Below are 20978 nucleotides of genomic sequence, written 5' to 3' on the forward strand. Positions count from 1 at the left end.
CGGGCGGCCGGAGCAGATCGGCCGCCCACTACCGCAACGACAGGCCGCACGACACGCCCGGACGGCGCTCCGCGCCCTCCGGGTCTGCCCGACGCTGGAACGTGACCGCATGCATATTCTGAAACTCGCCGGCCGGCGGCTGATGAGCAGCATACCGACCCTGCTCATCCTGCTCGCGGGACTGTTCGTCCTGCTGCAGTTCGCGCCGGGCGACACGGTCGACGCGCTGATGGCGCAGATGGGCGGCGGCGATCCGGCCCAGGCGGCGGAGCTTCGCAAGTTCTACGGGCTCGACGGCAGCGCCGCTGTGCGCCTGCTCGACTATCTCTGGCGGCTGATCCGGCTCGATCTCGGCTTCTCGGCGATCTACAACAAGCCGGTGGCGACGGTGATCCTGGAGCGCCTGCCCGCCACGCTGATGCTGATGCTCTCCGCACTCAGCTTCGCCTTCTTCGCCGGCATGGTGCTCGGCATCGTCTCGGCTCAGCGCGTCAACGGCTGGAGCGACACGCTGATCTCGCTCCTCGGCCTGCTCTTCTACGCGACGCCCTCCTTCTGGCTCGGCCTGATGAGCATCGTAGTGTTCTCGATCTGGCTGGCCTGGCTGCCGCCGGGCGGGCTCTACGAGATAGGCTCCGACGCCAGCGGCATCTGGCTGGTGCTCGACGTGATGCGCCATCTGATCCAGCCGACCGTGACGCTCTCGCTGATCTTCCTCGCGATCTATCTGCGCATCATGCGCGCCTCGATGCTCGAGGTCTCGACGCTCGATTTCGTCCGTACCGCCCGCGCCAAGGGGCTGACCCGCGGCGAGATCGTCCGCCGCCACGTGCTGCGCAACGCACTCCTGCCGATGGTGACGCTGATCGGCCTGCAGGCCGGGACGATGCTCGGCGGCTCGGTGGTGATCGAGAGCGTCTTCTCCCTGCCGGGCATCGGCCGGCTCGCCTATGAATCCGTCGTCCAGCGCGATCTCAACACGCTGCTCGGCATCGTCTTCGTCTCCGCGCTCATGGTCATCTGCGTGAACTTCGTCGTCGATCTGATCTACGCCCGCCTCGACCCTCGCATCAGCGCGGGAGGCGCCTGACCATGAAGGCGTTCAAGCATTTCCTGCACAGCCCTGCGGCGGTGCTCGGTCTCGTCCTGCTGGTCCTGATCGTCGGCCTCGCCGTCTTCGCCGACCTGCTCTATCCCCGCGATCCGCTGGGTCTCGCCGGCCGGCCGCTGCAATGGCCGTCCTGGGGCGGGCGCTTCCTGCTCGGCACCGACGCCTCGGGGCGCGACATCGCCGCCCAGATCGCCCATGGCGCCCGCACCACCCTGCTGATGGGCATCGTCTCGACCGTGATCGCCATCGTGATCGGCATCGTCGTCGGCGCCGTCGCCGGCTTCTATGGCGGGCTCACCGACGACGTGCTGATGCGCGTCACCGAAGCCTTCCAGACCCTGCCGAACTTCATCCTGCTGCTGGTGCTGGTGATCGTCGTCGGTTCGAACATGACGGCGGTGACCATCGCGATCGGCGTGGTGTCCTGGCCGGCGGTGGCGCGGCTGACGCGGGCGGAGTTCCTGACGCTTCGCAACCGCGAATTCGTCCAGGCCTGCCGCACGCTCGGCCTGACCAATCGCTGGATCATCTTCCGCGAGGTGCTGCCCAACGCGCTGGCCCCGATCATCGTCTATGGCAGCGTCGTCATGGCGACAGCGATCCTGCTGGAAAGCGCGCTGGCCTTCCTCGACCTCTCCGACCCGAACATCGCCTCCTGGGGCAACCTGATCGGCCAGGGCCGCAAGGTGCTGCGCAGCGAATGGTACGTCTCGGCCATTCCCGGCGTCGCGATCCTGCTGACCATCCTCTCGGTCTCTCTGGTCGGCCAGGGCCTCAACGACGCCCTCAACCCGAGGCTCCGCAACCGATGAGCGCCGCCGCGATGAACCCGCTCGTCCGCATCGAGGACCTCTCGATCGCGCTGCCCCGCGGCGCCGATCGGCCCTATGCCGTCGAATCCCTGTCGCTCGAGCTGAACGCCGGCGAGATCGTCTGCGTCGTCGGCGAGAGCGGCTCGGGCAAGTCGATGACCGCCTCGGCGCTGATGGGCCTGCTGCCCGCTTCTCTGCCGGTCGCCTCCGGCCGCATCATGCTCGGCGAGCGCGACATCGTCCGGCTGTCCGAGGACGAGTTGCGCGCGATCCGCGGCCCGGAGATCGGCATGATCTTCCAGGAGCCGATGACGGCGCTGAACCCGCTGCGCACCGCCGGCGACCAGATCGCCGAGATGTTCCGCGCCCATACCGACCTGTCCAGGAAGGAGATCGAGGCCAGGGCGCTGAAGCTGCTCGACGAGGTCGGCATTCCCGAGCCGGCGCAGGCCTACCGCGCCTATCCGCATGAACTCTCGGGCGGACAGCGCCAGCGCGTGATGATCGCCATGGCGCTGGCGCTCGAGCCCAAGGTGCTGATCGCCGACGAGCCGACCACCGCGCTCGACGTGACGATCCAGGCGCAGATCCTCGCGCTGATCCGCGACATCCAGCGCCGGACCGGCATGGCGGTGCTGTTCATCACCCATGATTTCGGCGTCGTCGCGGAGATCGCCGACCGCGTCATGGTCATGCAGCACGGCAAGGTCGTCGAGACCGGCACTGCCGCCGCCGTTCTGGAGGCGCCGCAGCATCCCTACACGAAAGCACTGATCGCTGCCGTGCCGAGCCTGACGCCGCCGGTGCCGCGCGAGCTGGCGACGCGCGCGATCGCGACCGTCACCGAGCTTTCCAAGACCTATCGCACCGGCGGCGGCTGGTTCGGCCGCAAGCAGCGCGTCACCTATGCGGTGAAGTCGGCGAGCATCACGCTGCCCAAGGGCGCGACGCTCGGCATCGTCGGCGAGAGCGGCTCGGGCAAATCGACGCTGGCGCGCTGCATCGTGCGCCTGCTCGATCCCGACAGCGGCGAGATCGAGCTCGACGGCGTCGCCTATGGGCGCCTTGCCGGCGAGACGCTGCGCAATCACCGCCATCTCGTCCAGATGGTGTTCCAGGACCCTTACGCCTCGCTGAACCCGCGGCGCACCGCCGGCGATCTCGTCACCCAGGGGTTGATCGCCCGCGGCGTCGACCGCTCCAAGGCGATGGCCCGCGCCAAGGAGCTGTTCGCGCTGGTCGGGCTCGACCCGGCGGCGACCGACCGGCTGCCGCACGAGTTCTCCGGCGGGCAGCGCCAGCGCATCGGCCTGGCCCGCGCGCTCGCGCTGGAGCCGAAGGTGCTGGTCGCCGACGAAGCGGTCTCGGCGCTCGACGTCTCGGTGCAGGCGCAGGTGCTGAAGCTGCTGGTCGAACTGCGCGACAAGCTCTCGCTGTCGATGATCTTCATCACCCACGACCTGCGCGTCGCCGCCCAGATCTGCGACCGGATCGCGATCATGCAGCGCGGCGAGATCGTCGAGCAGGGCGTCACGGCGGACATCTTCGCCGCCCCGCAACACCCCTATACCCAGAAGCTGCTTTCCGCCGTGCCGGGAAGGGCGAACTGACGGAGCCTGCGAGCATGAGCGAGACCCACGAACCCGGCGAAACCTTCGTCGTGAAGCCCGGCAATGCGACCAGCTACTGGCAGCCCGTGCCGGCCAACGGCCATATCGAGGTCGCGCTCGACCCGTCCAAGGTCAAGATGGACAATCCCCTCGCCTTCGGCACGCAGACCGTGCCGCCGGGCGGCTATGTCCGCGAGCACAGCCATGACCGCCATGAGGAGGTGATCTATTTCCTCAGCGGCAAGGGGCGCGCCGTACTCGACGGCGAGGAGATCCCGGCCGTTCCCGGCACCGCCATCTTCATCGGCAAGAGCCGCCGCCACATGTTCATCAACGACGGCACCGAGGATCTGCACTGGTGCTGGCTGATCGTGCCGAACGGGCTGGAGGACTTCTTCCGGCTGATCGGGCGGCCGCGCCAGGCCGGCGATCCGGCGCCCGCCAATTTCCCGCGCCCGGAGAACGTGCTCGAAATCGAGCGACAGACCGTGTTCGCCGCCCAGCCGAAGGACCAGCGCAAGCCGGACTTCGACAAGGCGAAGCCGGCGAAGGACTGAAGGAGGACGCCATGGCGGGAGCGCGCCGGATCGGGCTCGTCGGCTTCGGCACGATCGCAAGCGAGATCGAGGCGCGCCTGCGCGGCCCGGGCTTCGCCTTCGCCTGCCTGCTGCGGCCGCATGCGCCGAGCCGCGCCCGCGTGCCGGACGGCGTGCCCGTTCTGGACACGCCGGAGGCTCTCCTCGCCTGGCGGCCGGAGCTGGTGGTCGAGGCCGCCGGCCACGCTGCCGTCGCCTCCGTCCTGCCCGGCATCCTCGCCGCCGGCATTCCCGCCTTACCCGCCTCGACCGGCGCGCTGGCCGACAACGCGCTGCTGGCCCGTCTGGCGGAGGCGGCGCGCAGCGGCGGCAGCCGCCTGATCGTGCCCTCGGGCGCGGTCGGCGGCCTCGACTATCTCGCCGCGCTGCGCGAAACCGACCAGGCGAGCGTGCGCTACACCTCGCGCAAGCCGCCGGCCGCCTGGGCCCCGGAACTCGAAGCCGCCGGCTTGAGCGAGCGGGCCGCGCGCGAGGAGATCGTGCTCTACGAGGGCACCGCTAGCGAGGCTGCGCGCCTTTATCCGAAGAACCTCAATGTCGGCCTGACCATCGCGCTCGCCGCCGGCCAGGAGCGCGTGCGGGTGCGGATCGTCTCGGACCCGCAGGCCGCCGGCAATACTCACGAGATCGAGACCGAGAGCGCGCTGGGCTCCGCCCGCCTCGCCTTCGTCAACGCGCCCTCGCCGACCAATCCCAAGACATCGGCGCTGACCGCGGCCAGCCTGATCGCCGCGATCCGCCGGCATTTCGAGCCGGTGGCGGTCTAGGCCGTGTCGATCGCCCCGCCAGCCATACCGACGCTTGCCGAGCTGGTTCCGCCCGCCTTGCGCCCCAGCGTCGACCTGCTGGCGGAGGGCGCCGCGATGGCGCGAGACTGGCAGGTCGGTCGCAACCTCTTCCTCGACAGCGCCGACGTGGCCAGCGAAGCGCAGTACAAGCGGCAGATGGCGGCGCAGGGCCGCATCATGCAGCACGCCCATATCGGCTTCCGCAGCGTCGAGCGCACGCTGGACGCGATCCGCACGGTGCACGGCACATGCGCCGGGCGCGGCGTCACGGTGGACCGCTTCGGCATCACGCTCGACTGGTCGATGGGCTATCCGCTGGCCGAGCGCGACCGGCGGCCGCGCGGCACCGGCATCGTGCTCGCCGGCCCCGAGGACTTCGCCCGGATCACCGGGGTGGTGCCGGCTGCGGCGCATTTCGGCGACTTCATGCTCGGCCTGCCCGGCGCGGTCGAGAACACCCGCGCGGCACTGGCCGCCGGCGTCACCACGGTCGGCAATCTCGGCCAGTACTTCACCTTCCGCCTGCCGGACTGGGACGACGACGTCGCCACCACGGAAGCGACCGTCACCGCGCTCGGGCTGATCGCGGCCCAGCCTGTCGAGGTGCTGGTCCACTCAAATCTCGACGACGGCTTCGCCGGCCTGTTCTCCGACATGAGCTCGGCGCTCGGCATGGTGCTGATCGAGAAGTACATCGTCGAGGAGCTGATCGGCGCACGCGCCTCGCATTGCTACGGCCACCACTTCACTGCGCCTGCGATGCGCCTCGCCTTCCATCACGCGCTGATGCAGGTCTCCGACACGCCCGGCAGCATGATCTTCGGCAACACGGTCAGCTACCGCTCGACGCCGGCCGGCAATTTCGCCAGCCTCGCCAGCTATCTCCAGGCCGATATCTGGTCGCTGACACGGCGCCATAGCGGGCATGCGATCAACCCCGTGCCGGTGACCGAGAACGAGCGCATCCCCGATACGGACGAGATCATCGACGCGCAGATCTTCGCCGGGCGGCTCGTCGAGCACGCCTCCGCCAGCCTCGGCCTGATCGATCTCGGCCCGGTCGACGCCATGGCGGGGCGCCTCGTCACCGGCGCGCGCCTTTTCCGCGACCGCGTGCTGGTCGGGCTCGCCGAGATCGGCGTCGATACCGCCGACGCAGCTGCGACCATGCTGGCGCTGCGCCGGATCGGCCCGCGGCGGCTGGAAGCGCTCTATGGCGCGGGCGCGCGCGACCGCCAGGCCTGGGGCGGGCGGCGGGCGCTGGTCGAGGCCGAATGGGTCGAGGAATTGCGGCACGCGACCGAGGGCTGGCTCGACAGGGTGCCGGTGCCGGTGCGCGCGCGCATCGGCCGTGCGGGGCTTAAGGTCTGCATCGCCAGCAGCGACGTACACGAGCACGGCAAGAGCCTGATCGAGCATCTGCTGACCAGGCTCGACGCCGTCCCGGTCGACGGCGGAACCTCGGCCGACCCGGACGACCTCGTCGCGATCGCGCTGGAGCAGGGCTGCGACCTGATCGCGATCAGCACCTATAACGGCATCGCGCTGCGCTTCGCCTCCGAGGTGCAGGCCGCCCTCGCCCGCGCCGGCGCCAGCCTGCCGGTCTGCATCGGCGGACGGCTCAACCAGATCCCGGACGACTCCAATTCCGGGCTGCCGGTCGACGTCACCGCCGAACTTTCGGCCCTCGGCGTCGTCACCTGCGCGACGCCGGAAGGGCTGGTGGCGGAGCTAGACCGGCTGATGCAGGCCCGCGCAGGCTGAGCGGCCCGCTGCGCACAGTTTACGGCTTCACTGCCGCGACCGATGCAGCGGCCCGCTTGGGCAGGCTGCCGTTCAGCACCGCATAGGCCACCAGCCCGATCACCAGCCCCCAGAACGCGCCGCCGATGCCGAGCAGCTTGATGTTGGCGGCAGCGGCCAGGAAGGTGATCAGCGCCGCCTCGCGCGAGGACGGGTCCGCCATCGCGCCCGCGAGACTGCCGCCGATGGTGCCGAGCAGGGCGAGCCCGGCCAGCGTGGTGATGAAGCTGGCGGGGAAGGCCATGAACACCGCCGCCAGCGTGACCCCGAACACGCCGACCAGCACATAGAACACGCCCGCCGCGATACCGGCGATCCAGCGCTTGGACGGGTCCTCATGCGCTTCGCGGCCCGTGGCGATCGCCGCCGTGATCGCCGCGACGTTGAAGGCGTGCGAGCCGAACGGCGCCATCAGCAGCGAGCCGAGCCCGGTCACGGTGACGATCGGGTTCGCGCTGGTCTTGAAGCCGTCATTGCGCAGCACCAGCATGCCCGGCATGTACTGCCCCGTCAGCGTGATCAGGAAGAGCGGCAGCGCCACGCTGAGCAGCGCGTTCAGCGAGAAGGCCGGCATGGTGAAGACCGGCGCCGCCAGTTGCAGGCTGAGGCCCGACAGGTCGACGCGCGACTGCGTCACCAGGAAGACCAGCCCGAGCACCAGGATGCCGACCACCGCATAGCGCGGGCAGAGGCGCTTGAGCACGAGATAGGCGACGATCAGCAGGCCGACCAGCAGCGGATCGACGCTCGCCCCGCCGAAGGCCCCGATGCCGAACTGCAGCAGGATGCCGGCCAGAAGCCCCGCGGCGATGCCGGGCGGGATCAGCCGGATGACGCGCTCGAAGCAGCCGGACAGGCCGAGCAGCACGAAAGCCGCGGCCGAGATCATGTAGGCGCCGATCGCCTCGGCATAGGGCGTAGTGGCCAGCGCGGTGACGAGGAAGGCGGCCGCCGGCGTCGACCAGGCGGTGATGATCGGCTCGCGGTAATGCCAGCTCAGCATCAGGCCGGTGAGCCCGACGCCGATCGACACCGACCAGACCCAGGAGGCGGTGAGCTCGGGGCTCAGCCCGGCGACGCGGGCGGCCTGGAACACCAGTATGAAGGTGCCGCCATAGTTGACGATGACCGAGATCAGGCCTGCGACGATCGGATGGGCGAGATCGCCGGCGCGGATGGCGGAGGACGGGGGCTGGCTGCTCGGCATGGCTCGGTCTCGGCTGCTGGCGCGGCGGAGAGTGCCGGCGCGGGCTTGACTCCTAGCGAGACAATGGCCTGACGTTCCCCGCCAATCGAGGCGTCGAGGTCAGGCCAATTGTTCAGGCGTTCGCAGCTGGAATCCGTCAAGGCGTGGCTGGCGCATCCGGCCCACGCCGCCATGCCGCTGCATGCGCGCATCCAGCGCGCGATCCGGCAGCTGATTCTCGACGGGGCGCTCGGTCCCGGCAAGCCGCTTCCGGCCTCGCGCCCGCTGGCGGCCTCGCTCGGCGTCTCGCGCGACACGGTCGAAAGTGCTTATGCGCAGCTGCATGCGGAGGGCTTCATCGAGCGGAGGGTCGGCGCCGGCAGCTTCGTCGCGCCGATGAGCGGCTTCGGTCCGGGGCGCCGTCCGAGCCCGCGCGAGGCCCTGCGCCGCAGCCAGGCGCCGGCGCTGAGCCGGCGCGGCGCCGCGATGGTCCGGGACGGCGGCGTGCGCGAGGTGCTGTCGCCGCGGCCCTTCGCCCATGGCGTTCCCGAAACGCGCGGCTTCCCGCTGCAGCTCTGGGAGCGGCTCGAACGCCAGGTGCTGAAGGAGACCGGCACGCAGGCCCTGCTCCATGGCGACCCGCAGGGCGCAGAGCCGCTGCGCCGCGCCATCGCCGACCATGTCAACCTCGAGCGCGGCGCGCGCGCCAGCGCCGACCGGGTGCTCGTCCTGACCAGCTCGCAGCAGGCGGTGACGCTGTGCGCCACCATGCTGCTCGACCCCGGGGACCGCATCTTCATCGAGGATCCCGCCTATTACGGTGCCCGCAAGGCCTTCGAGGCCGCCGGGCTCGACTGCGTGCCGGTGCCGGTCGATCGCAACGGCATCCTGGTCGAGCGCATCCTCGCCGAGCCGCGCAAGGCCAAGGTGCTGTTCGTCACGCCGTCGCACCAGTTCCCCTCCGGCGCGACGCTGGCGCTGGAGCGCCGCCTCGCCCTGATCGACTGGGCGGCCCGCAACCAGGCCTGGATCGTCGAGGACGATTACGACAGCGAGTTCCACTATGCCGGCAAGCCGATGGCCTGCGTGCAGGGGCTCGATCCGCATGACCGCACGATCTATGTCGGCACCTTCACCAAGGCGCTCTTCCCGGGCCTGCGGATCGGCTACCTCGTGCTGCCGCCGCAGCTGGTCGAGCCGATGGTCGCGGCGCGGACCCTGCAGGACGGGCACACCGCCTCGATCGCGCAGCTGACGCTGGCCCGCTTCATGGAAGGCGGGCATTTCGGCGCGCATGTCCGCGCCATGCGCACGACCTATGCCGAGCGTCTGGCGCTGCTGACGCGGCTGTTGCGGCAGCATCTCGGCGACCTCGTCGTGCCGCAGGTGCCGACCGGTGGCCTGCAGATGCCCTGCCTGCTCACCGGCCGCCTCACGGAACGTGCGGCGCTGGCTGCGGCGCGCGGCGCCGGCATCGAACTGCTCGGCCTCTCGACGCTGCACCATGCGGAGCCCGGCCCGCCGGGCTTCCTGATGGGCTTCGCCGCCTACACGCCGGAGGAGATAGAGGCGGCCGTCCTCAGGCTGGCGAAGGCGCTGAACGGCGCGGCGGCGACGGGCTGACGGGCGTCGCGGCGGTCGAGGACGGGACCGCCACCCGGCCTCGCCGCACGGGCGTCATTGCCGAACAAGCTCGACGCGCCGGTTCCTGGCCTGCCCCTCAGCGGTCGCATTGTCGGCGACCGGCTCCATGAAGCCCTTGCCGACGGGGGAAAGCCGTTCCGCCTTGATGCCGAACTCGCTCACCAGCGCGGCGACGACAGCCCGGGCCCGGCGCGCGGACAATTCGGCGTTATAGCTCTCGCTGCCTTGATTGTCGGTGTGGCCGACGACGGCGAGGCGCAGTTCCGGGCTGCCCGACAGCAGCTTCGCGATCTCTTGCAGTTGCGGACGGGATTCCGGCTTGATGTCCGCTTTGTCGAAGTCGAAGGTGATCCCGTAGATATCGACCTTTCCGTCGGCGGAGAGCCTGCTCTGCATGTCCGTCGCAGCAGACACAGTAAAGCCGGTGTGCTGCAGTTCCTTCGTCTCGACGACCTTGGTCAGCACGAAGCGCCCGGGGCTCTCCATATCGGAGAAGGCTGCGCTGACGTATATCTTGCATTCCGGGCGATCCATCGTCGCGAGAAGGTAGCGGCCGTTACCGCTGTAGAACAAATTGCGGATCAGGTCGGGCGTGTCGAGGCGGAGCATTTCGCCCGGTCCGTCCAGCGCGAGGCCGAGAGACAGCCCCTGCTTCGCCGCGCCGTCGCTGAAGCAGGTTCCCGCCTCCGTGCTGCAGGTGAAGCCGACGGTGAAGCCGCTGCTCTGGAGGCGCTTCTCGTAGCTGCGCAGCGCGGCTAGGCTGGAGAGGCCTTTCGGAAGGCGGTGATAGACGTGGTAGATTTTCCCCTCGACCGTCTTCCAGCCCGTCCCCCGCTGTGTGTTGGCTGTCGCCGGGTCCATGGGCGCGACGATGATGTTGGTCTCGTCGAAATCGGCGACGGCGTAGCCGGCGGGCGTCGATCCCTCCAGATGACCGATCAGCGGATGGTCCTTAGCCAGCGCCGGAACAGTGGCGAGCAGAGGCGCCAGAACCGCCATGATGCGAAAACGAGTGGTCATAGGATTCCTCCGATATCGCAGCAACGACGATATAGAGGCAAGGGAACCGCAACAACCTCTCATCGACCGATGCGACGGCGGACGCAGTCCGGCTCGGGCGGCCTTCACAGATCGCGATAGTCTGGCCCCTCCGCCGCGCGAGCGACAACGTACCCGCTCTTCGCCGGAGGACGGCACGGCGCATTGGCGCCAGCGCCGAGCAGAGGCTCCGGGGAATGGATGATTGCGTTGAGAAGAAAAGTGGCGCGGTCTACGGGAAACCGGAGAGGCGCTCTCTAGGCATTGAAATCGCTTGTCTTTTTCACTCGCCAGACCGCTCCTTTGTAGATGTGTTTGTAGCGGTAAGCAAGTCTGGCCGCCGCGGCATCATCGCAACACTTGCACGCACCATTGAGCCTTCGTTCAAGCCCGAATACGATTTTCATACTAATGCGAGTCGGGCGCCTGCATGTCGTGGAACCGCAAGCCCTCATTTGTCGCACAGCCAGCCGACACCCCGGCTTCCCAAATCGTAATGCGCTTACTTGTTGAAGGCGAAGGACTTGCCCCAACGCCGATTGGGACAGCCTTTTGGATCACGGGTCACCTCGCGGCGACAGCCAAGCACAACATCGAGTATATCATACACAAATTCGGTCAGCCGCGCGGGCGCTCGCTAATCGATGGCTCCCCAGCGATAATCGACTACAGTATGCGCCTCTACCAAATACTTCCCGGCCCCGAATACGCAATCTGGGATGTAGACAATTTAACTACTTCAACAGAGAGCGACATCGCGCTGATGCACCTGAAGTTGAACGGCTATTCCGGCCCAACACAGCCCCGAGGCGGCTTCGGCTTGAACGTATGTTTGCTACCCCCTCGGCACGGATCAAAAATCGCCGCACTCGGATATCATTCGTCTCGCGCTGCGACCAAGCCCAACCCTGATGGAGGACACGACATCAACCTCGATGATGTCACTCAAGCTACTGCGGGGATTGTGACAAAGATCTTTCCTAATGGAAGAGATAGAGGAATGTATCCTTTTCCATGCTTTCAAATGAACGCGCGCTTCGACTCGGGCATGAGCGGTGGCCCGATATTTGATGAACGCGGTAGAGTTGTAGGAATTATATCAGGAAGCATGCCAGAAGATGGAGAATTACCTGCGGTGAGCTACGGCGCTACACTGGGGCCCATAATGAACATTCCACTGTCCGGCAAGGCTTCTGGCTACCCTTGGGCGCGCACCGCGTTCCCCGCTTCCGATCGGGTAGAGCGCGGGATTATTAAGGTAGCAGACCTGCAAGCGTACCGGGAAAAACAATCAAGATCGGCTCGGCGCGCCGAGTCTCTTCAAGGCTAGCGCCCGCCCGCACGCCGTACCGATAGCCTAGTGAATCACGAAACGGACGAGCCGGCAGGTTCTTGCGGGCCTCCTGCTCGAAAAAACAGGGGGAGGCCCCGGTTGCCCGAAGTCTCCCCCTGAGGGTCTCTAGAACGCCCGCTCTGACACTGCCCTCCTCTGCCTCTTGTCAAACTCTGGAAGGTCCGAGATGCCGAGGTTCATGAGGTGGATGAAGGGCACCCAGTTACCCCACGGGAAGGCCTTAGCGAGCCCCCGGACGTCCTGCTGCGAGAGCTGGTTGTCGCGCTGCAGGACGTTCCCTGCCATGGCCCCCACGCCCTTCTGGACGTCGTCGAACAACGTGGTCGTTGGGTTGCTGAGCAGGCTGGAAGGCTGCCCGCTCATGCGATAGCCGAACACGGGCTCGACGCCCGCCGCGCCCAGCGCCGTGTCGACCATCGAAGGCATGAACGAGGACCAGCTCGCCCGCTGGAAGCCGCCCGCGAGGAGCCCTTCCCACGACAGGGCCTTGTCCAACTTCTTCTCCCGCTGGGGGTCCGTCGCGAAGCGGTAGTGGCTGTACGCGATGTGCGAAAGCACGCCTCCGAGTCCGGTCAGCAGGAAGCTGGTGGCCGTCTCCCAGTCCCTCATGTGGATGTTGTGCATGAGGTGCCGAGCCCAGGCCCCCATGACGAACGACCGAAACTGAAGGATGGTCTTGCCCAGCGTATCGCCCACCATCCGATGCATCGCGCCGGGGTCGTTCTTCAGGACGGCGTATTCCGCCCATCGGGTGGCACCCATCTCGAACGCCGACGCGGCCTCTCTATCGGGCCACTTCTCGATGTTCATCCGGGGGAGTTGCCGGCCCTCGACGTCGCCGTCGATGAAGGTCCGGTTCTCGCGGATCATCTTGAAGATCCGATTGCCCATGTCCCGGTCGATGCCCATGCCGGCCAGCCGGTCCCAGTTCACAGCGTCACCGTCCGCCATGTGGGCGAACTTGGCGTAGACGCCGCGCGCCGCGAAGCGCTGGAGGCCGGTGTTGATCGGCGCCATCAGCGACATCGCCGTGGTGGCCCGCTTCAGCTTGGACATGGTGGCATCATAGCGGTCGCCGAGGGTGTCCCCGAACTTGCCGTCGATGTGCCCCCCGCCGGCCTCGATCTTCGAGTGCAGGCTGCCGCGCACCCAGTCGGTGCCGTAGTTGGTCAGGTACTCGATGTCCCGCGCAATCTCGTCTGAGAGCTGCCCAGTGCGGGCGTCACGGATCATGTGCCGGAAGGCCGGCATGGCGGACAGCGAGGCCTTGAGCCCCACCGACGACGCGACGTGGAAGAACTCGTTGACCTGGGCGAAACCGACGTTGCCCATCACGCGGACGAAGTTGTAGTCGCGCAGCCGGCGCAGGGCCTGTCCCCACTGCGTCTGGTCGGCTTCGGTGCTGAGACCGAGGACCGAACGGCGCAGGTAGTCGAGGTTCTGGCGGTCGAGTTCGAGCCCAGCCTTCCGGCCCTTCTCGTCGACCTTGCCGGACTGGAAGGCATCGTCCCACGTCTGAGCGAGGCGCTGCATCATCTTCTCCCAGTCCGCCGACTTCGACAGACCGGAGACCAGCAACTCGGGCTCGTTGGTCGGGGGCTTCCATTCACCCGAGACCTCGAAGACGGGCGAGCCGTCCTTCGTCTCGTTGATCTTCTGCCCCTTCACGGTCTTCTTCCGGTTGGCCGGAGAGTTGACCCGCCAGTCGCCCTTGAGCGAGTTGAACGCCGCCGCGAGGGTGTCGTCGACCTTGCCGCCCGAGACGAGCTTGTGGCCGGCAGCGGAGGCGTAATCGACCGCTGTCTCCAGCAGGTCCCGCATGTGCTCCGGGTCGGCCGACTTCATGGCCAGCTTGTCGAGGACCATGTTGCCGTTCTGCAGGCGCAGCTCGGCGGTCCCGTTCTGGTTCCTGATGATGGGCGTCGAGGGGCTGTCGATCAGCTCGACGTTGGCGCGCTTGATCGGCCGGACGTGCATGTCGGTGAAGAGCGGGTTCTTGACGCGGACCTGATGCAGGCCGAGGAGGCCCGACATCTGGCGAGAGTACCCCTCGAAGACCGAGATGGCGTCGTTCTCGAACAGGTCCATCAGCCGGAACTCCAGCGTCTGGCCGTACCGAGGGTCGGTCTTATCGGTGACCGTGAGGTGGTCCGTGAAGGTCTCGTCGTAGAGGGCGCGAGCCTTACCGCGCGGCGAGGCGCCGGCCTTGGGGTCTTCCTTGCCCTTGATGAACCCGAGAACGTTCTCGATCTCGTCGGGCTTCATGGTCCCGAACTCTTCCATCATCTCGCGCAGGGCGTCGACATCGCGTCCGCCGACAGCCCGGTCACCCTTCAGGTCGACGTCCGCTGCCAGCTCACGGAGGCGCTTGACGTACCCCTCGGCCCACTTACGGGCGACCGCGGAGTCTATGCCGGAGTGCATCGCTTGGAAGCCCTTGGCATAGGCGCTGGTGATGGCTGGGTCGCCGAACAGCTTCGTCTTCTCGGCGATGCGCTGGTTGGAGCGCTGGCGCATGAGGTAGTTCGTGCTGTCCATCGGACGCTCGAAACCGGGCAGCGGGTCCAGCTTCTGGCCCGAGAGCTTGCCGGGGTCCTGCGCCAGATCAGCGAACTGCTGGTGCAGCTTGCGGATCGTCGCTGCCATCTTCTTGGCCTGCGGCGAGAACTCGGCATCGCGGGACGGGTCGGTGTTGCGGATGGCTGCCGCAATCTCCTCGCGGAAGTTGCGCTCGGCCGAGGCCTTGTCCGCCCAGCCCACGTCCTTGTCCTTGAGGTAGGACTTGAACGCCGGGTGCCAGTCCCGTGCCAGCTCGTTCATCGCACCGTCGTGGACGCGCCGCTGGTACTCTGTGGCGGCGAACTCGGTGGCGATGGACTTGTCCTTGTTACCGACCGCGTCGAGCCCGAGCTTGCCGCCCACGGCCCGCGCTACGGGGCTCTCGGAGGACTTGAGCTGGCCCACGCTATCGAAGCGCATGGGGCCGCTGATGCCCGTCTCCGGGGCGTCTGCATGCCGCCACGCCTCGACCTCCCCGTGGAGCACGTCAGGCCGGGAGAAGCGGGCCGCACCGACCGAGCCGGAGCCCAGCGCCGTGCCGGCGTTCAGGTGCTCGCCCTCCTCCTGAAGGCTGCGGCCGATGCGCCGGAGCGCGTCTGCCTCGGCTGCCGTGGCTGGGTTCCTGCGGAGGGCACCGAAGGCGCCGCCGAGGACCATGCCGGTGCCGGCTGCCCACAGGAGGTCGCTCTTCTCGGCCGTCTCCTTGGACACGAACCGGGGCAGCTCAAGGGCCACGTTACTAGCCGCTGCGGTGGCGCCTGAGGCGGCAATGCGTGCCATCCGGCCGAGCTTCGCAACGCCGGCAGCCTCAGGGACGAGGATCGACGAGGCGAGCCCGACAGGCTCCAGTAGCTCGCCGAGCAGTGCCCCTGCGAAGCCCTTCCAGCCCGACGCGCCGATGCGCTGCTGCATCTCGATCTGGCTGTCGATGCGGCTCCTGATGGTGCGCGCATGGCCCTCTGAGGTGGCATCCTCGAACGCGTCCCAATACTGCTGGGGCACGCCCTTGGTCACCTCGTTCAGGAGGTCTTGGCGCTTGGACCATTTGAAGTCGGGGTCCGGCTTCATGTCTTCCAAGCCACGCAAGGCCCAGGTCGCCGGGCTGGCGTCCTTGGCGCTCTCGTAGGCGGAGCCCCAGAAGCCCAGAGCGTCGACCTTGCTGGCCGCGTCCCGGCGCTCCATGTCGGTCACCGGGCTGTTCGGCCTGATGTCGCCGTCGTTGATGCGCGAGCCGTTGTCGAAGGAGGCCTTCACGCTCGGGAGGCTGGCAGCCTTGGAGCCGGAGAACTTGTTGAAGACGTCGACTGCCGTGCGCCTCCGGCCCTCCCAGTTGTGGCCACCTGCGGGGTTCGCAGCGGTCCAGCCTTGGGGGCGCTCGAAGCTGATGAAGGCGAGCGCCGCCTCGTCGGGCGTGCTGGAATTCATCAGGCGGCTGTAGACGCCGCGCTCGGTCGTTTTCAGCTCGTGGTCGAGGAAGTCGAGCTGGGTCTTCAGGGAGTGGACGTCCTCGCCGCGCTCGCGGGCGAAGTTCATCAGGTTCGTCTTCCGACCCTTACCGGGTGACGGGTCGCGCCAGCCGGCGATGCCCAGGCCGGTGCCGTTGTCGTGGATCGCGCGGGTGTTGAGGTTGTCGCCGCTCTCGTTCTGGAGATTGCCCAGAATACCGGACACGGCAGCATCGGAATAGCCGAGGCCTTTCAGGTAGCCGTAGGCGTTGAAGGAGGCGTCGCTCATCGAACGTCCCCGTAGATGAGGTCGTCGGTGGTGACGATGCCATCCCCGCCGCATTTCAGGAAGGTGCCGGTCTGAGTCTCGACGACCGCCCAGTGGTCCGCGAGATCACGCACGGCGATGAGCTTGACGTCGCCGATGTCCACCATCTCGGCCTTACCGTGAGTGGCGACGAACCGGCCAAGGAAGCGAGCGACAATGCCGGCGAAGCTATGGGGGACGGCGCGCCCCGACGTGTCGACGTGGTTCAAATGGTGCATAGAGGTTTCCATGAGAAAGCCCCGCCCGGAGCGTATCCGAACGGGGCTGTGATGGGGTTTGGAGCTGGACCCAGTCGGGATTGACGGGTGTCAGCTAGTGGTGGTGCCGCCGAGGGAAAGGCGCTTCCGGTGCCGCTCCAGCAGGATGTAAAATTGCCCTCGCGAGCCAAGCCACAGCTCGACTCGGCCGGGGCCGCGTGAGGCGTCGGTGAAGCGTCCTTTTCGGGGCCTCGTGATGCCGTTCATCTCGATGTCGACGGTGCCAAGGAAGGGGATGTCGAAGGCGAAGTAGCGCATGATATTGGTCCTTGGCGTAGCTAGGGGGACGGCAGGCGCCGCCTGCGGGGCGTTGAGTAGCTGCGGCCGGACGCCTCGCCAATGCGGCGAGATGACTCGTTCCCAAAGCAAGAGAATTCGACTAACATTCTGAAATTGCTACCCATTATTGGGACTTTCCCACTGGTGGATAGGTGCCGCGAGCAGCACGGCTCTCAGCGCCTCCGCTTCCTCCGGCTGCGACCACGGCCTAGCAAGGCAAAGGCACCGGAACGGGCTTCCTGCTCCTCCGCAACGATGGCCGCGAGGCGGCTCTCTTGCCTCTCCTGTACCGCCCCCAGCTCGGCCGACGCTGCTTTGTCCACCGGAGCAAGGCGACCATCGGCCGCCATGGCGAAGACCTCAGCGATGGAGACGGCGAGGCTGTCCGCCCGCTTCGTGCCGGCCTTCGCGATAATGAACGCCGCCTGCGGTCTCGTGAGGCGGTATTCGGTCACAGCCCGGCGGGCGCCTTTGCCCGCAACGATCACCGCATCAATCTGATGCAATGATCCCATGGCCTCCAGCATCGGGAGGCTTCGCTTGATCAGCACGCGAATGCTGGTTGGCCGCTCGAAGCCGAGCGCTTTGGCCAGTTCGAGGTCTCGGACAGTAGGCTCGCTCAAGACGAGCGCAGGCGGCGCAGAAATGGCGGGTAAGGTGGACATGGTGGTTTCCTGATGAGGCTGATGCGGCGCTACCGCTGGGCGTGATGACGGTCACCGAAGCGCTGAACGCTTAAGTGCCTTATGGGTGGAAGGAAGGGGTGCTTGAGGGTGACGCTGGGCTGACCGAGGCTGCCCCGGAGCTGTGCTTGATCACGACTGGGAGATGCGCGCCCGTGCGTTGTTGACCTATCTCCAACATCATTGTCTGAGCTGCCATGGCGTCCCCCGCAGCCACGATCAGTCCATCGTGAAGATTGAGAGCGACAACGCCCTTCTCACGCAGCTGGTCGAGGACGGCGAGCATGATGTCGCTCTCCAGCCTCATCAGCTCGTGGCCAAGCCCACGTCCGAAAGAGGAGCGGAGGACAGGATGGCGGCAGAAGATGGCAGCCCGCGCTTTCGGCAGCGGCCAACCGGATGGCACGACCAGACCCTCGTCTTTCGGCCATGAGCTGCGTTGCCGCTGATCGAAGAACAAGGTGCTGGTCAACACCTTCACCGCCTCCCTGTTCTTCTCCAAACCCGGCACGACGTATAGGTCTCCAGCGGGCGGGGTGACGCCGAGGCGGGCGTAAGCGAGGCGAACGAACATCGACGAGTAATCTGCGACGACGGTCTCCTCCCCGTTGATCCGTAGACCGCGCCGACGCTCCCGCTTGAGGTTCTGCCAGAAGCCCCCGTAGAGGCGCCCGTTGCCTTGGAGTGGATCGTCGGGAGGGCCGTTGAAGAGCCTCCGCTGATGCCGCTCATGGGCGTTGACCGGCCCAAGGTGGTCCCCAAGGAAAGCGATGTCAGCCTGCGCGATATGGGCGTTCAGCGCGACCACGACCGCCCGCATCCCCTCCGTCTCTCCCGTCTCGGGGTAGTCGAGGAGCGCGGGCGGCGAGCCGGCGTTAGTATCTCTGCGGGGCCGCGCGACGATGGTTTCCTCCCGACACACTCGGCCGAAATCAGCGAGGGTGATACGGTGGCCCCGGCAAAGCGCGGCGAAAGAGGCAGTCGGGGCGATGCTGGAGGCCTCACCTCGGCGCTTTGACCGTGCGATGTGGACGAGTTCGAGATGTTCGAGCTGGTCTAGCAGCGCCGTCCGCAGGCGCCCCGAAGCGGGGCTCCGGTAGCGTTTCGCCATGAGCCGGGTCTTGCCCAGGACAACGGCCAACCGCGCGGTCTCTCCGGGGTCGAGAACAAGCCGGGAGAGATTGGCGACGACGATGCAGATGGACACCTCGCGCTCATGCTCGACATGGTTTCGACGACGACGCGCGCGGGTGCCTCGGGCCTCCTCATCCCGATCTAGGCGAGCCGCGATCTCAGCAGCCAGATCATGAAGAGCGCAGCCCTTCGGATACGCCCATGCATCGAACCAAGGGTGGCGCTGCAAGGGCAGACGCCGGGTGGCTGCGGCCATAGCTGTTTCCTTGAGTCTGGAGGCGGCCTAGAGGCCAGCTGCGACGGAGTTCGTAGGAGACATGCCGCTAGTGCTTGGCGGCGACTGGCGGGTCTCTATGGCGCTCTTGGGGGCTCTGCGCAGAGGGCGGGTTAGGTTCTCTCGACACAGGTTCAGGCTGTCGCCGTCTTTATGGCGGACGGCCCCCTGCTCGGAGCCGAGGACGAGGCGGGAAATCATCACGTTACGGCGGAGCGTCGGATGCCATGCACGAACGTAGGTTTTGCCCTGGCCGTTCGAGTCGAGGAACCATGACGCCGTGCCGATGGTGGTCAGCACGCGAGCGTAGTCGGTGAGATAAAGGACAGCGGAGTCCCCCGTCTTGGCGAGCTGAACGCGCACCAAGGGGTTCTCGCAGGTGTCCCCTGCGAGTTCGATATGGTTCATGTCTGGGATCAATCGTAGGGTCGGACGAGCCGGATGGTTGCAGGGAGGCACAACTCCATGTGCGCCAGAACAAAAGATACCCGCTCGCTGCCGAGCGCTTTCTCTTCCTGAGAGTGGGTGGTAATCGGCGGCCTATAGGTGGGTGGTAATCGACCGCGTGGCTCCTAGCCGGAGCGCCTTTTACCTAGGGTGGGCCGCAATCGGCGGAGGCCTCATAAACGCGCGAGCAGCGCCTTCACGGCCTCTTGCCCGCGACGCGTAAGCGTCAGGATATTGGTCCGCCGATCTTCGAAGTCTTCCCGAGAGTTGATAAGCCCCAGCCCGCCCCGGTCGGACAGCCGGTCGACTATCCGCGCGGTCGTCGATTGCGTGAGCGGGATAATCTTGGGCAGCTCGCGCTGGTAGATGCTAGGCTTGCTGGCGACCCGCAGGAGCACCAGGGCGACGTTGATGCGCATCTCCTCATCGATGTCGTTCAGCGCCTCAAGAAACTGGATAGCGCGGTAAACGGCAGGGGTCGGCAAGGCGTCTTCCTATGGCAGCGGTGTTCCACCCATTTGTGGGAAAGACGCACCGCTGCTGTCCAATGATGATTATGAATCGATCAAGCGCTAACGATTCAAGGAAATGATAGGTGCAGAGGCGCCGTTACGCCGCGCATCCACATGCGTCCGCAGACGCAGCAGTCCGCGAACATTCTTCGGCGTGATGTGCTGGATGCGCGCACATGTCCGAAAAATCTTCATCGGCGTTCAACGCGACTTGAAGAAGTTCATAGGCCTCGGCGAGTACTTCCGGCAGCTGGGGAGTGGCGCAAGTCCGAAATAGGTACATGGCGAAGGATCGCCAGCTGTCGCGTGTTTCAATTGCAGCTCCGGCAAGATCTTCGACATAAGCCAGATTCGCGGTGGTGGTCGGTTTGGTCATTGTGAGGGCTTTCAATAACGCGGCAAGCGAAAGTGCCTGCCTTTGCTAGTGTGGGGGGATATTAGCGCCGCTCGATTGCAAGCCATTGAATTTAAATAGAAAAAAGCCCTCCCGTGCGGCGAGCTTTGTGAAGTCTGAATTTCGGGTGATTAAAGTGCCGTCGAAGCACTCTCCGTCGACTTTAGGATGCGGTGAACGCTGCCCTTGCCGATGCCGAGCCGCTTGGCGATGTCGCCCATGCTGGCACCCGTAGCGGCCAGTTCACGGACCTCGTCGGCTTTCGCCCTGGCTGTGGGCGCCCTACCCTTGTAGCGGCCCTCTGCCTTAGCCTTCGCGATGCCCTCTCGCTGACGCTCTAGCATCATGTCTCGCTCAAACTCCGCTACACCTCCCAGAACGGTCAGCATGAGACGCCCTGTCGGCGTCGTGGTATCAATGCCCATGGCGACGATACGGAGAGCTACGCCCTTGCTTTCCAGCTTCCCAACGATCTCCCAGAGATGAGAAACGGAACGCGCCAGCCGGTCGAGCTTGGTCACGATGAGGACGTCGCCCTTGCGCGCAAATGTAATCAGGTCCTCCAGCTTCGGCCTTGCCCCCACCGCGCTGGTCTGCTCGGCCATCACCATCTCGCAGCCGAGAGCTTCAAGGTCGCGGACCTGAGCAGCCAAGCCAGCTTCCTGTTCAAGGGTAGAGGTGCGGGCGTATCCGATGAGCATGTCCAAGACCTCCGTTCCAAAAG

General features: G+C 66.6%; 19 protein-coding genes. 8 read left to right on the forward strand and 11 right to left on the reverse strand.

Features of this window, described 5'->3' with window-relative positions; all coding sequences use genetic code 11:
• Positions 1 to 109: 109 nt before the first annotated feature.
• Genes ABE438_RS04905 through ABE438_RS04930 form a run of 6 tightly spaced genes read left to right on the forward strand, consistent with a single transcriptional unit; the run spans position 110 to position 6681 of the window.
• Positions 110 to 1090, forward strand: a complete 981-nt coding sequence (locus ABE438_RS04905; protein ID WP_346501410.1) for an ABC transporter permease — start codon at positions 110 to 112, stop codon at positions 1088 to 1090.
• 2 nt (positions 1091 to 1092) lie between these two features.
• Positions 1093 to 1923 carry an ABC transporter permease gene (locus ABE438_RS04910; RefSeq protein WP_346501411.1) on the forward strand — a complete coding sequence of 277 codons (831 nt, stop codon included), beginning with the start codon at positions 1093 to 1095 and terminating at the stop codon, positions 1921 to 1923.
• A complete protein-coding gene (locus ABE438_RS04915) occupies positions 1920 to 3533 on the forward strand; it encodes an ABC transporter ATP-binding protein (RefSeq protein WP_346501412.1) in 1614 nt (537 codons plus the stop codon). Before ABE438_RS04910 ends, ABE438_RS04915 begins: the two co-directional genes overlap by 4 nt.
• Before the next feature lie 14 nt (positions 3534 to 3547).
• Entirely contained in the window at positions 3548 to 4090 is a 543-nt protein-coding gene (locus ABE438_RS04920; RefSeq protein ID WP_346501413.1) for a cupin domain-containing protein, read from the forward strand.
• A gap of 11 nt (positions 4091 to 4101) precedes the next feature.
• Positions 4102 to 4896 carry an aspartate dehydrogenase gene (locus ABE438_RS04925; protein ID WP_346501414.1) on the forward strand — a complete coding sequence of 265 codons (795 nt, stop codon included), beginning with the start codon at positions 4102 to 4104 and terminating at the stop codon, positions 4894 to 4896.
• 3 nt (positions 4897 to 4899) lie between these two features.
• Complete coding sequence (locus ABE438_RS04930) at positions 4900 to 6681, forward strand: hypothetical protein (RefSeq protein WP_346501415.1); 1782 nt, start codon at positions 4900 to 4902, stop codon at positions 6679 to 6681.
• A gap of 19 nt (positions 6682 to 6700) precedes the next feature.
• On the opposite strand, the gene ABE438_RS04935 is transcribed toward ABE438_RS04930, so the two are convergent.
• Positions 6701 to 7927: a benzoate/H(+) symporter BenE family transporter gene (locus tag ABE438_RS04935; RefSeq protein WP_346501416.1), complete on the reverse strand. Its 1227-nt coding sequence runs from the start codon at positions 7925 to 7927 to the stop codon at positions 6701 to 6703.
• A gap of 108 nt (positions 7928 to 8035) precedes the next feature.
• Between ABE438_RS04935 and pdxR the strand changes: the two genes are divergently transcribed.
• On the forward strand, positions 8036 to 9529 hold the full coding sequence (pdxR, locus tag ABE438_RS04940) for a MocR-like pyridoxine biosynthesis transcription factor PdxR (RefSeq protein ID WP_346501417.1): 1494 nt from the start codon (positions 8036 to 8038) through the stop codon (positions 9527 to 9529).
• A 54-nt stretch (positions 9530 to 9583) separates the two neighbouring features.
• Here the strand turns inward: pdxR and ABE438_RS04945 are convergent, their stop codons facing one another.
• Positions 9584 to 10570: an OmpA family protein gene (locus tag ABE438_RS04945; protein ID WP_346501418.1), complete on the reverse strand. Its 987-nt coding sequence runs from the start codon at positions 10568 to 10570 to the stop codon at positions 9584 to 9586.
• A 448-nt stretch (positions 10571 to 11018) separates the two neighbouring features.
• Here ABE438_RS04945 and ABE438_RS04950 point away from each other — a divergent pair, with 448 nt between their 5' ends.
• Positions 11019 to 11918, forward strand: a complete 900-nt coding sequence (locus tag ABE438_RS04950; RefSeq protein ID WP_346501419.1) for a serine protease — start codon at positions 11019 to 11021, stop codon at positions 11916 to 11918.
• Positions 11919 to 12047: 129 nt separating this feature from the next.
• Here the strand turns inward: ABE438_RS04950 and ABE438_RS04955 are convergent, their stop codons facing one another.
• The 9 genes from ABE438_RS04955 to ABE438_RS04995 form a co-directional block, all read right to left on the reverse strand.
• The gene (locus tag ABE438_RS04955; RefSeq protein WP_346501420.1) at positions 12048 to 16235 is read right to left on the reverse strand and encodes a phage tail tip lysozyme; all 4188 of its coding nucleotides are present in this window, start codon (positions 16233 to 16235) and stop codon (positions 12048 to 12050) included.
• Positions 16232 to 16492 carry a hypothetical protein gene (locus ABE438_RS04960; RefSeq protein ID WP_346501421.1) on the reverse strand — a complete coding sequence of 87 codons (261 nt, stop codon included), beginning with the start codon at positions 16490 to 16492 and terminating at the stop codon, positions 16232 to 16234. The genes ABE438_RS04955 and ABE438_RS04960 overlap by 4 nt, the downstream gene beginning before the upstream one ends.
• 90 nt (positions 16493 to 16582) lie before the next feature.
• Complete coding sequence (locus tag ABE438_RS04965; protein WP_346501422.1) at positions 16583 to 16789, reverse strand: hypothetical protein; 207 nt, start codon at positions 16787 to 16789, stop codon at positions 16583 to 16585.
• A gap of 194 nt (positions 16790 to 16983) precedes the next feature.
• On the reverse strand, positions 16984 to 17475 hold the full coding sequence (locus tag ABE438_RS04970; protein WP_346501423.1) for a hypothetical protein: 492 nt from the start codon (positions 17473 to 17475) through the stop codon (positions 16984 to 16986).
• A 79-nt stretch (positions 17476 to 17554) separates the two neighbouring features.
• Complete coding sequence (locus ABE438_RS04975; RefSeq protein ID WP_346501424.1) at positions 17555 to 18883, reverse strand: hypothetical protein; 1329 nt, start codon at positions 18881 to 18883, stop codon at positions 17555 to 17557.
• Between the two features lie 27 nt (positions 18884 to 18910).
• On the reverse strand, positions 18911 to 19309 hold the full coding sequence (locus ABE438_RS04980) for a hypothetical protein (RefSeq protein ID WP_346501425.1): 399 nt from the start codon (positions 19307 to 19309) through the stop codon (positions 18911 to 18913).
• Between the two features lie 212 nt (positions 19310 to 19521).
• Entirely contained in the window at positions 19522 to 19833 is a 312-nt protein-coding gene (locus ABE438_RS04985) for a MarR family transcriptional regulator (RefSeq protein WP_346501426.1), read from the reverse strand.
• Positions 19834 to 19957: 124 nt separating this feature from the next.
• Positions 19958 to 20236, reverse strand: a complete 279-nt coding sequence (locus ABE438_RS04990; protein WP_346501427.1) for a hypothetical protein — start codon at positions 20234 to 20236, stop codon at positions 19958 to 19960.
• Positions 20237 to 20385: 149 nt separating this feature from the next.
• The gene (locus tag ABE438_RS04995) at positions 20386 to 20955 is read right to left on the reverse strand and encodes a recombinase family protein (RefSeq protein ID WP_346501428.1); all 570 of its coding nucleotides are present in this window, start codon (positions 20953 to 20955) and stop codon (positions 20386 to 20388) included.
• Positions 20956 to 20978: the final 23 nt, after the last annotated feature.

Source organism: Allobosea sp. TWI1241 (genome assembly GCF_039673065.1).
GTDB lineage: Bacteria > Pseudomonadota > Alphaproteobacteria > Rhizobiales > Beijerinckiaceae > Allobosea.

Bases quoted from the DNA above. Each gene is read 5' to 3' on its own strand.
- ABE438_RS04905 (WP_346501410.1), top strand. From the start codon at position 110: ATGCATATTCTGAAACTCGCCGGCCGGCGGCTGATGAGCAGCATACCG.
- ABE438_RS04910 (WP_346501411.1), top strand. From the start codon at position 1,093: ATGAAGGCGTTCAAGCATTTCCTGCACAGCCCTGCGGCGGTGCTCGGT.
- ABE438_RS04915 (WP_346501412.1), top strand. From the start codon at position 1,920: ATGAGCGCCGCCGCGATGAACCCGCTCGTCCGCATCGAGGACCTCTCG.
- ABE438_RS04920 (WP_346501413.1), top strand. From the start codon at position 3,548: ATGAGCGAGACCCACGAACCCGGCGAAACCTTCGTCGTGAAGCCCGGC.
- ABE438_RS04925 (WP_346501414.1), top strand. From the start codon at position 4,102: ATGGCGGGAGCGCGCCGGATCGGGCTCGTCGGCTTCGGCACGATCGCA.
- ABE438_RS04935 (WP_346501416.1), bottom strand. From the start codon at position 7,927: ATGCCGAGCAGCCAGCCCCCGTCCTCCGCCATCCGCGCCGGCGATCTC.
- ABE438_RS04945 (WP_346501418.1), bottom strand. From the start codon at position 10,570: ATGACCACTCGTTTTCGCATCATGGCGGTTCTGGCGCCTCTGCTCGCC.
- ABE438_RS04950 (WP_346501419.1), top strand. From the start codon at position 11,019: ATGTCGTGGAACCGCAAGCCCTCATTTGTCGCACAGCCAGCCGACACC.
- ABE438_RS04955 (WP_346501420.1), bottom strand. From the start codon at position 16,235: ATGAGCGACGCCTCCTTCAACGCCTACGGCTACCTGAAAGGCCTCGGC.
- ABE438_RS04960 (WP_346501421.1), bottom strand. From the start codon at position 16,492: ATGCACCATTTGAACCACGTCGACACGTCGGGGCGCGCCGTCCCCCAT.
- ABE438_RS04965 (WP_346501422.1), bottom strand. From the start codon at position 16,789: ATGCGCTACTTCGCCTTCGACATCCCCTTCCTTGGCACCGTCGACATC.
- ABE438_RS04970 (WP_346501423.1), bottom strand. From the start codon at position 17,475: ATGTCCACCTTACCCGCCATTTCTGCGCCGCCTGCGCTCGTCTTGAGC.
- ABE438_RS04975 (WP_346501424.1), bottom strand. From the start codon at position 18,883: ATGGCCGCAGCCACCCGGCGTCTGCCCTTGCAGCGCCACCCTTGGTTC.
- ABE438_RS04980 (WP_346501425.1), bottom strand. From the start codon at position 19,309: ATGAACCATATCGAACTCGCAGGGGACACCTGCGAGAACCCCTTGGTG.
- ABE438_RS04990 (WP_346501427.1), bottom strand. From the start codon at position 20,236: ATGACCAAACCGACCACCACCGCGAATCTGGCTTATGTCGAAGATCTT.
- ABE438_RS04995 (WP_346501428.1), bottom strand. From the start codon at position 20,955: ATGCTCATCGGATACGCCCGCACCTCTACCCTTGAACAGGAAGCTGGC.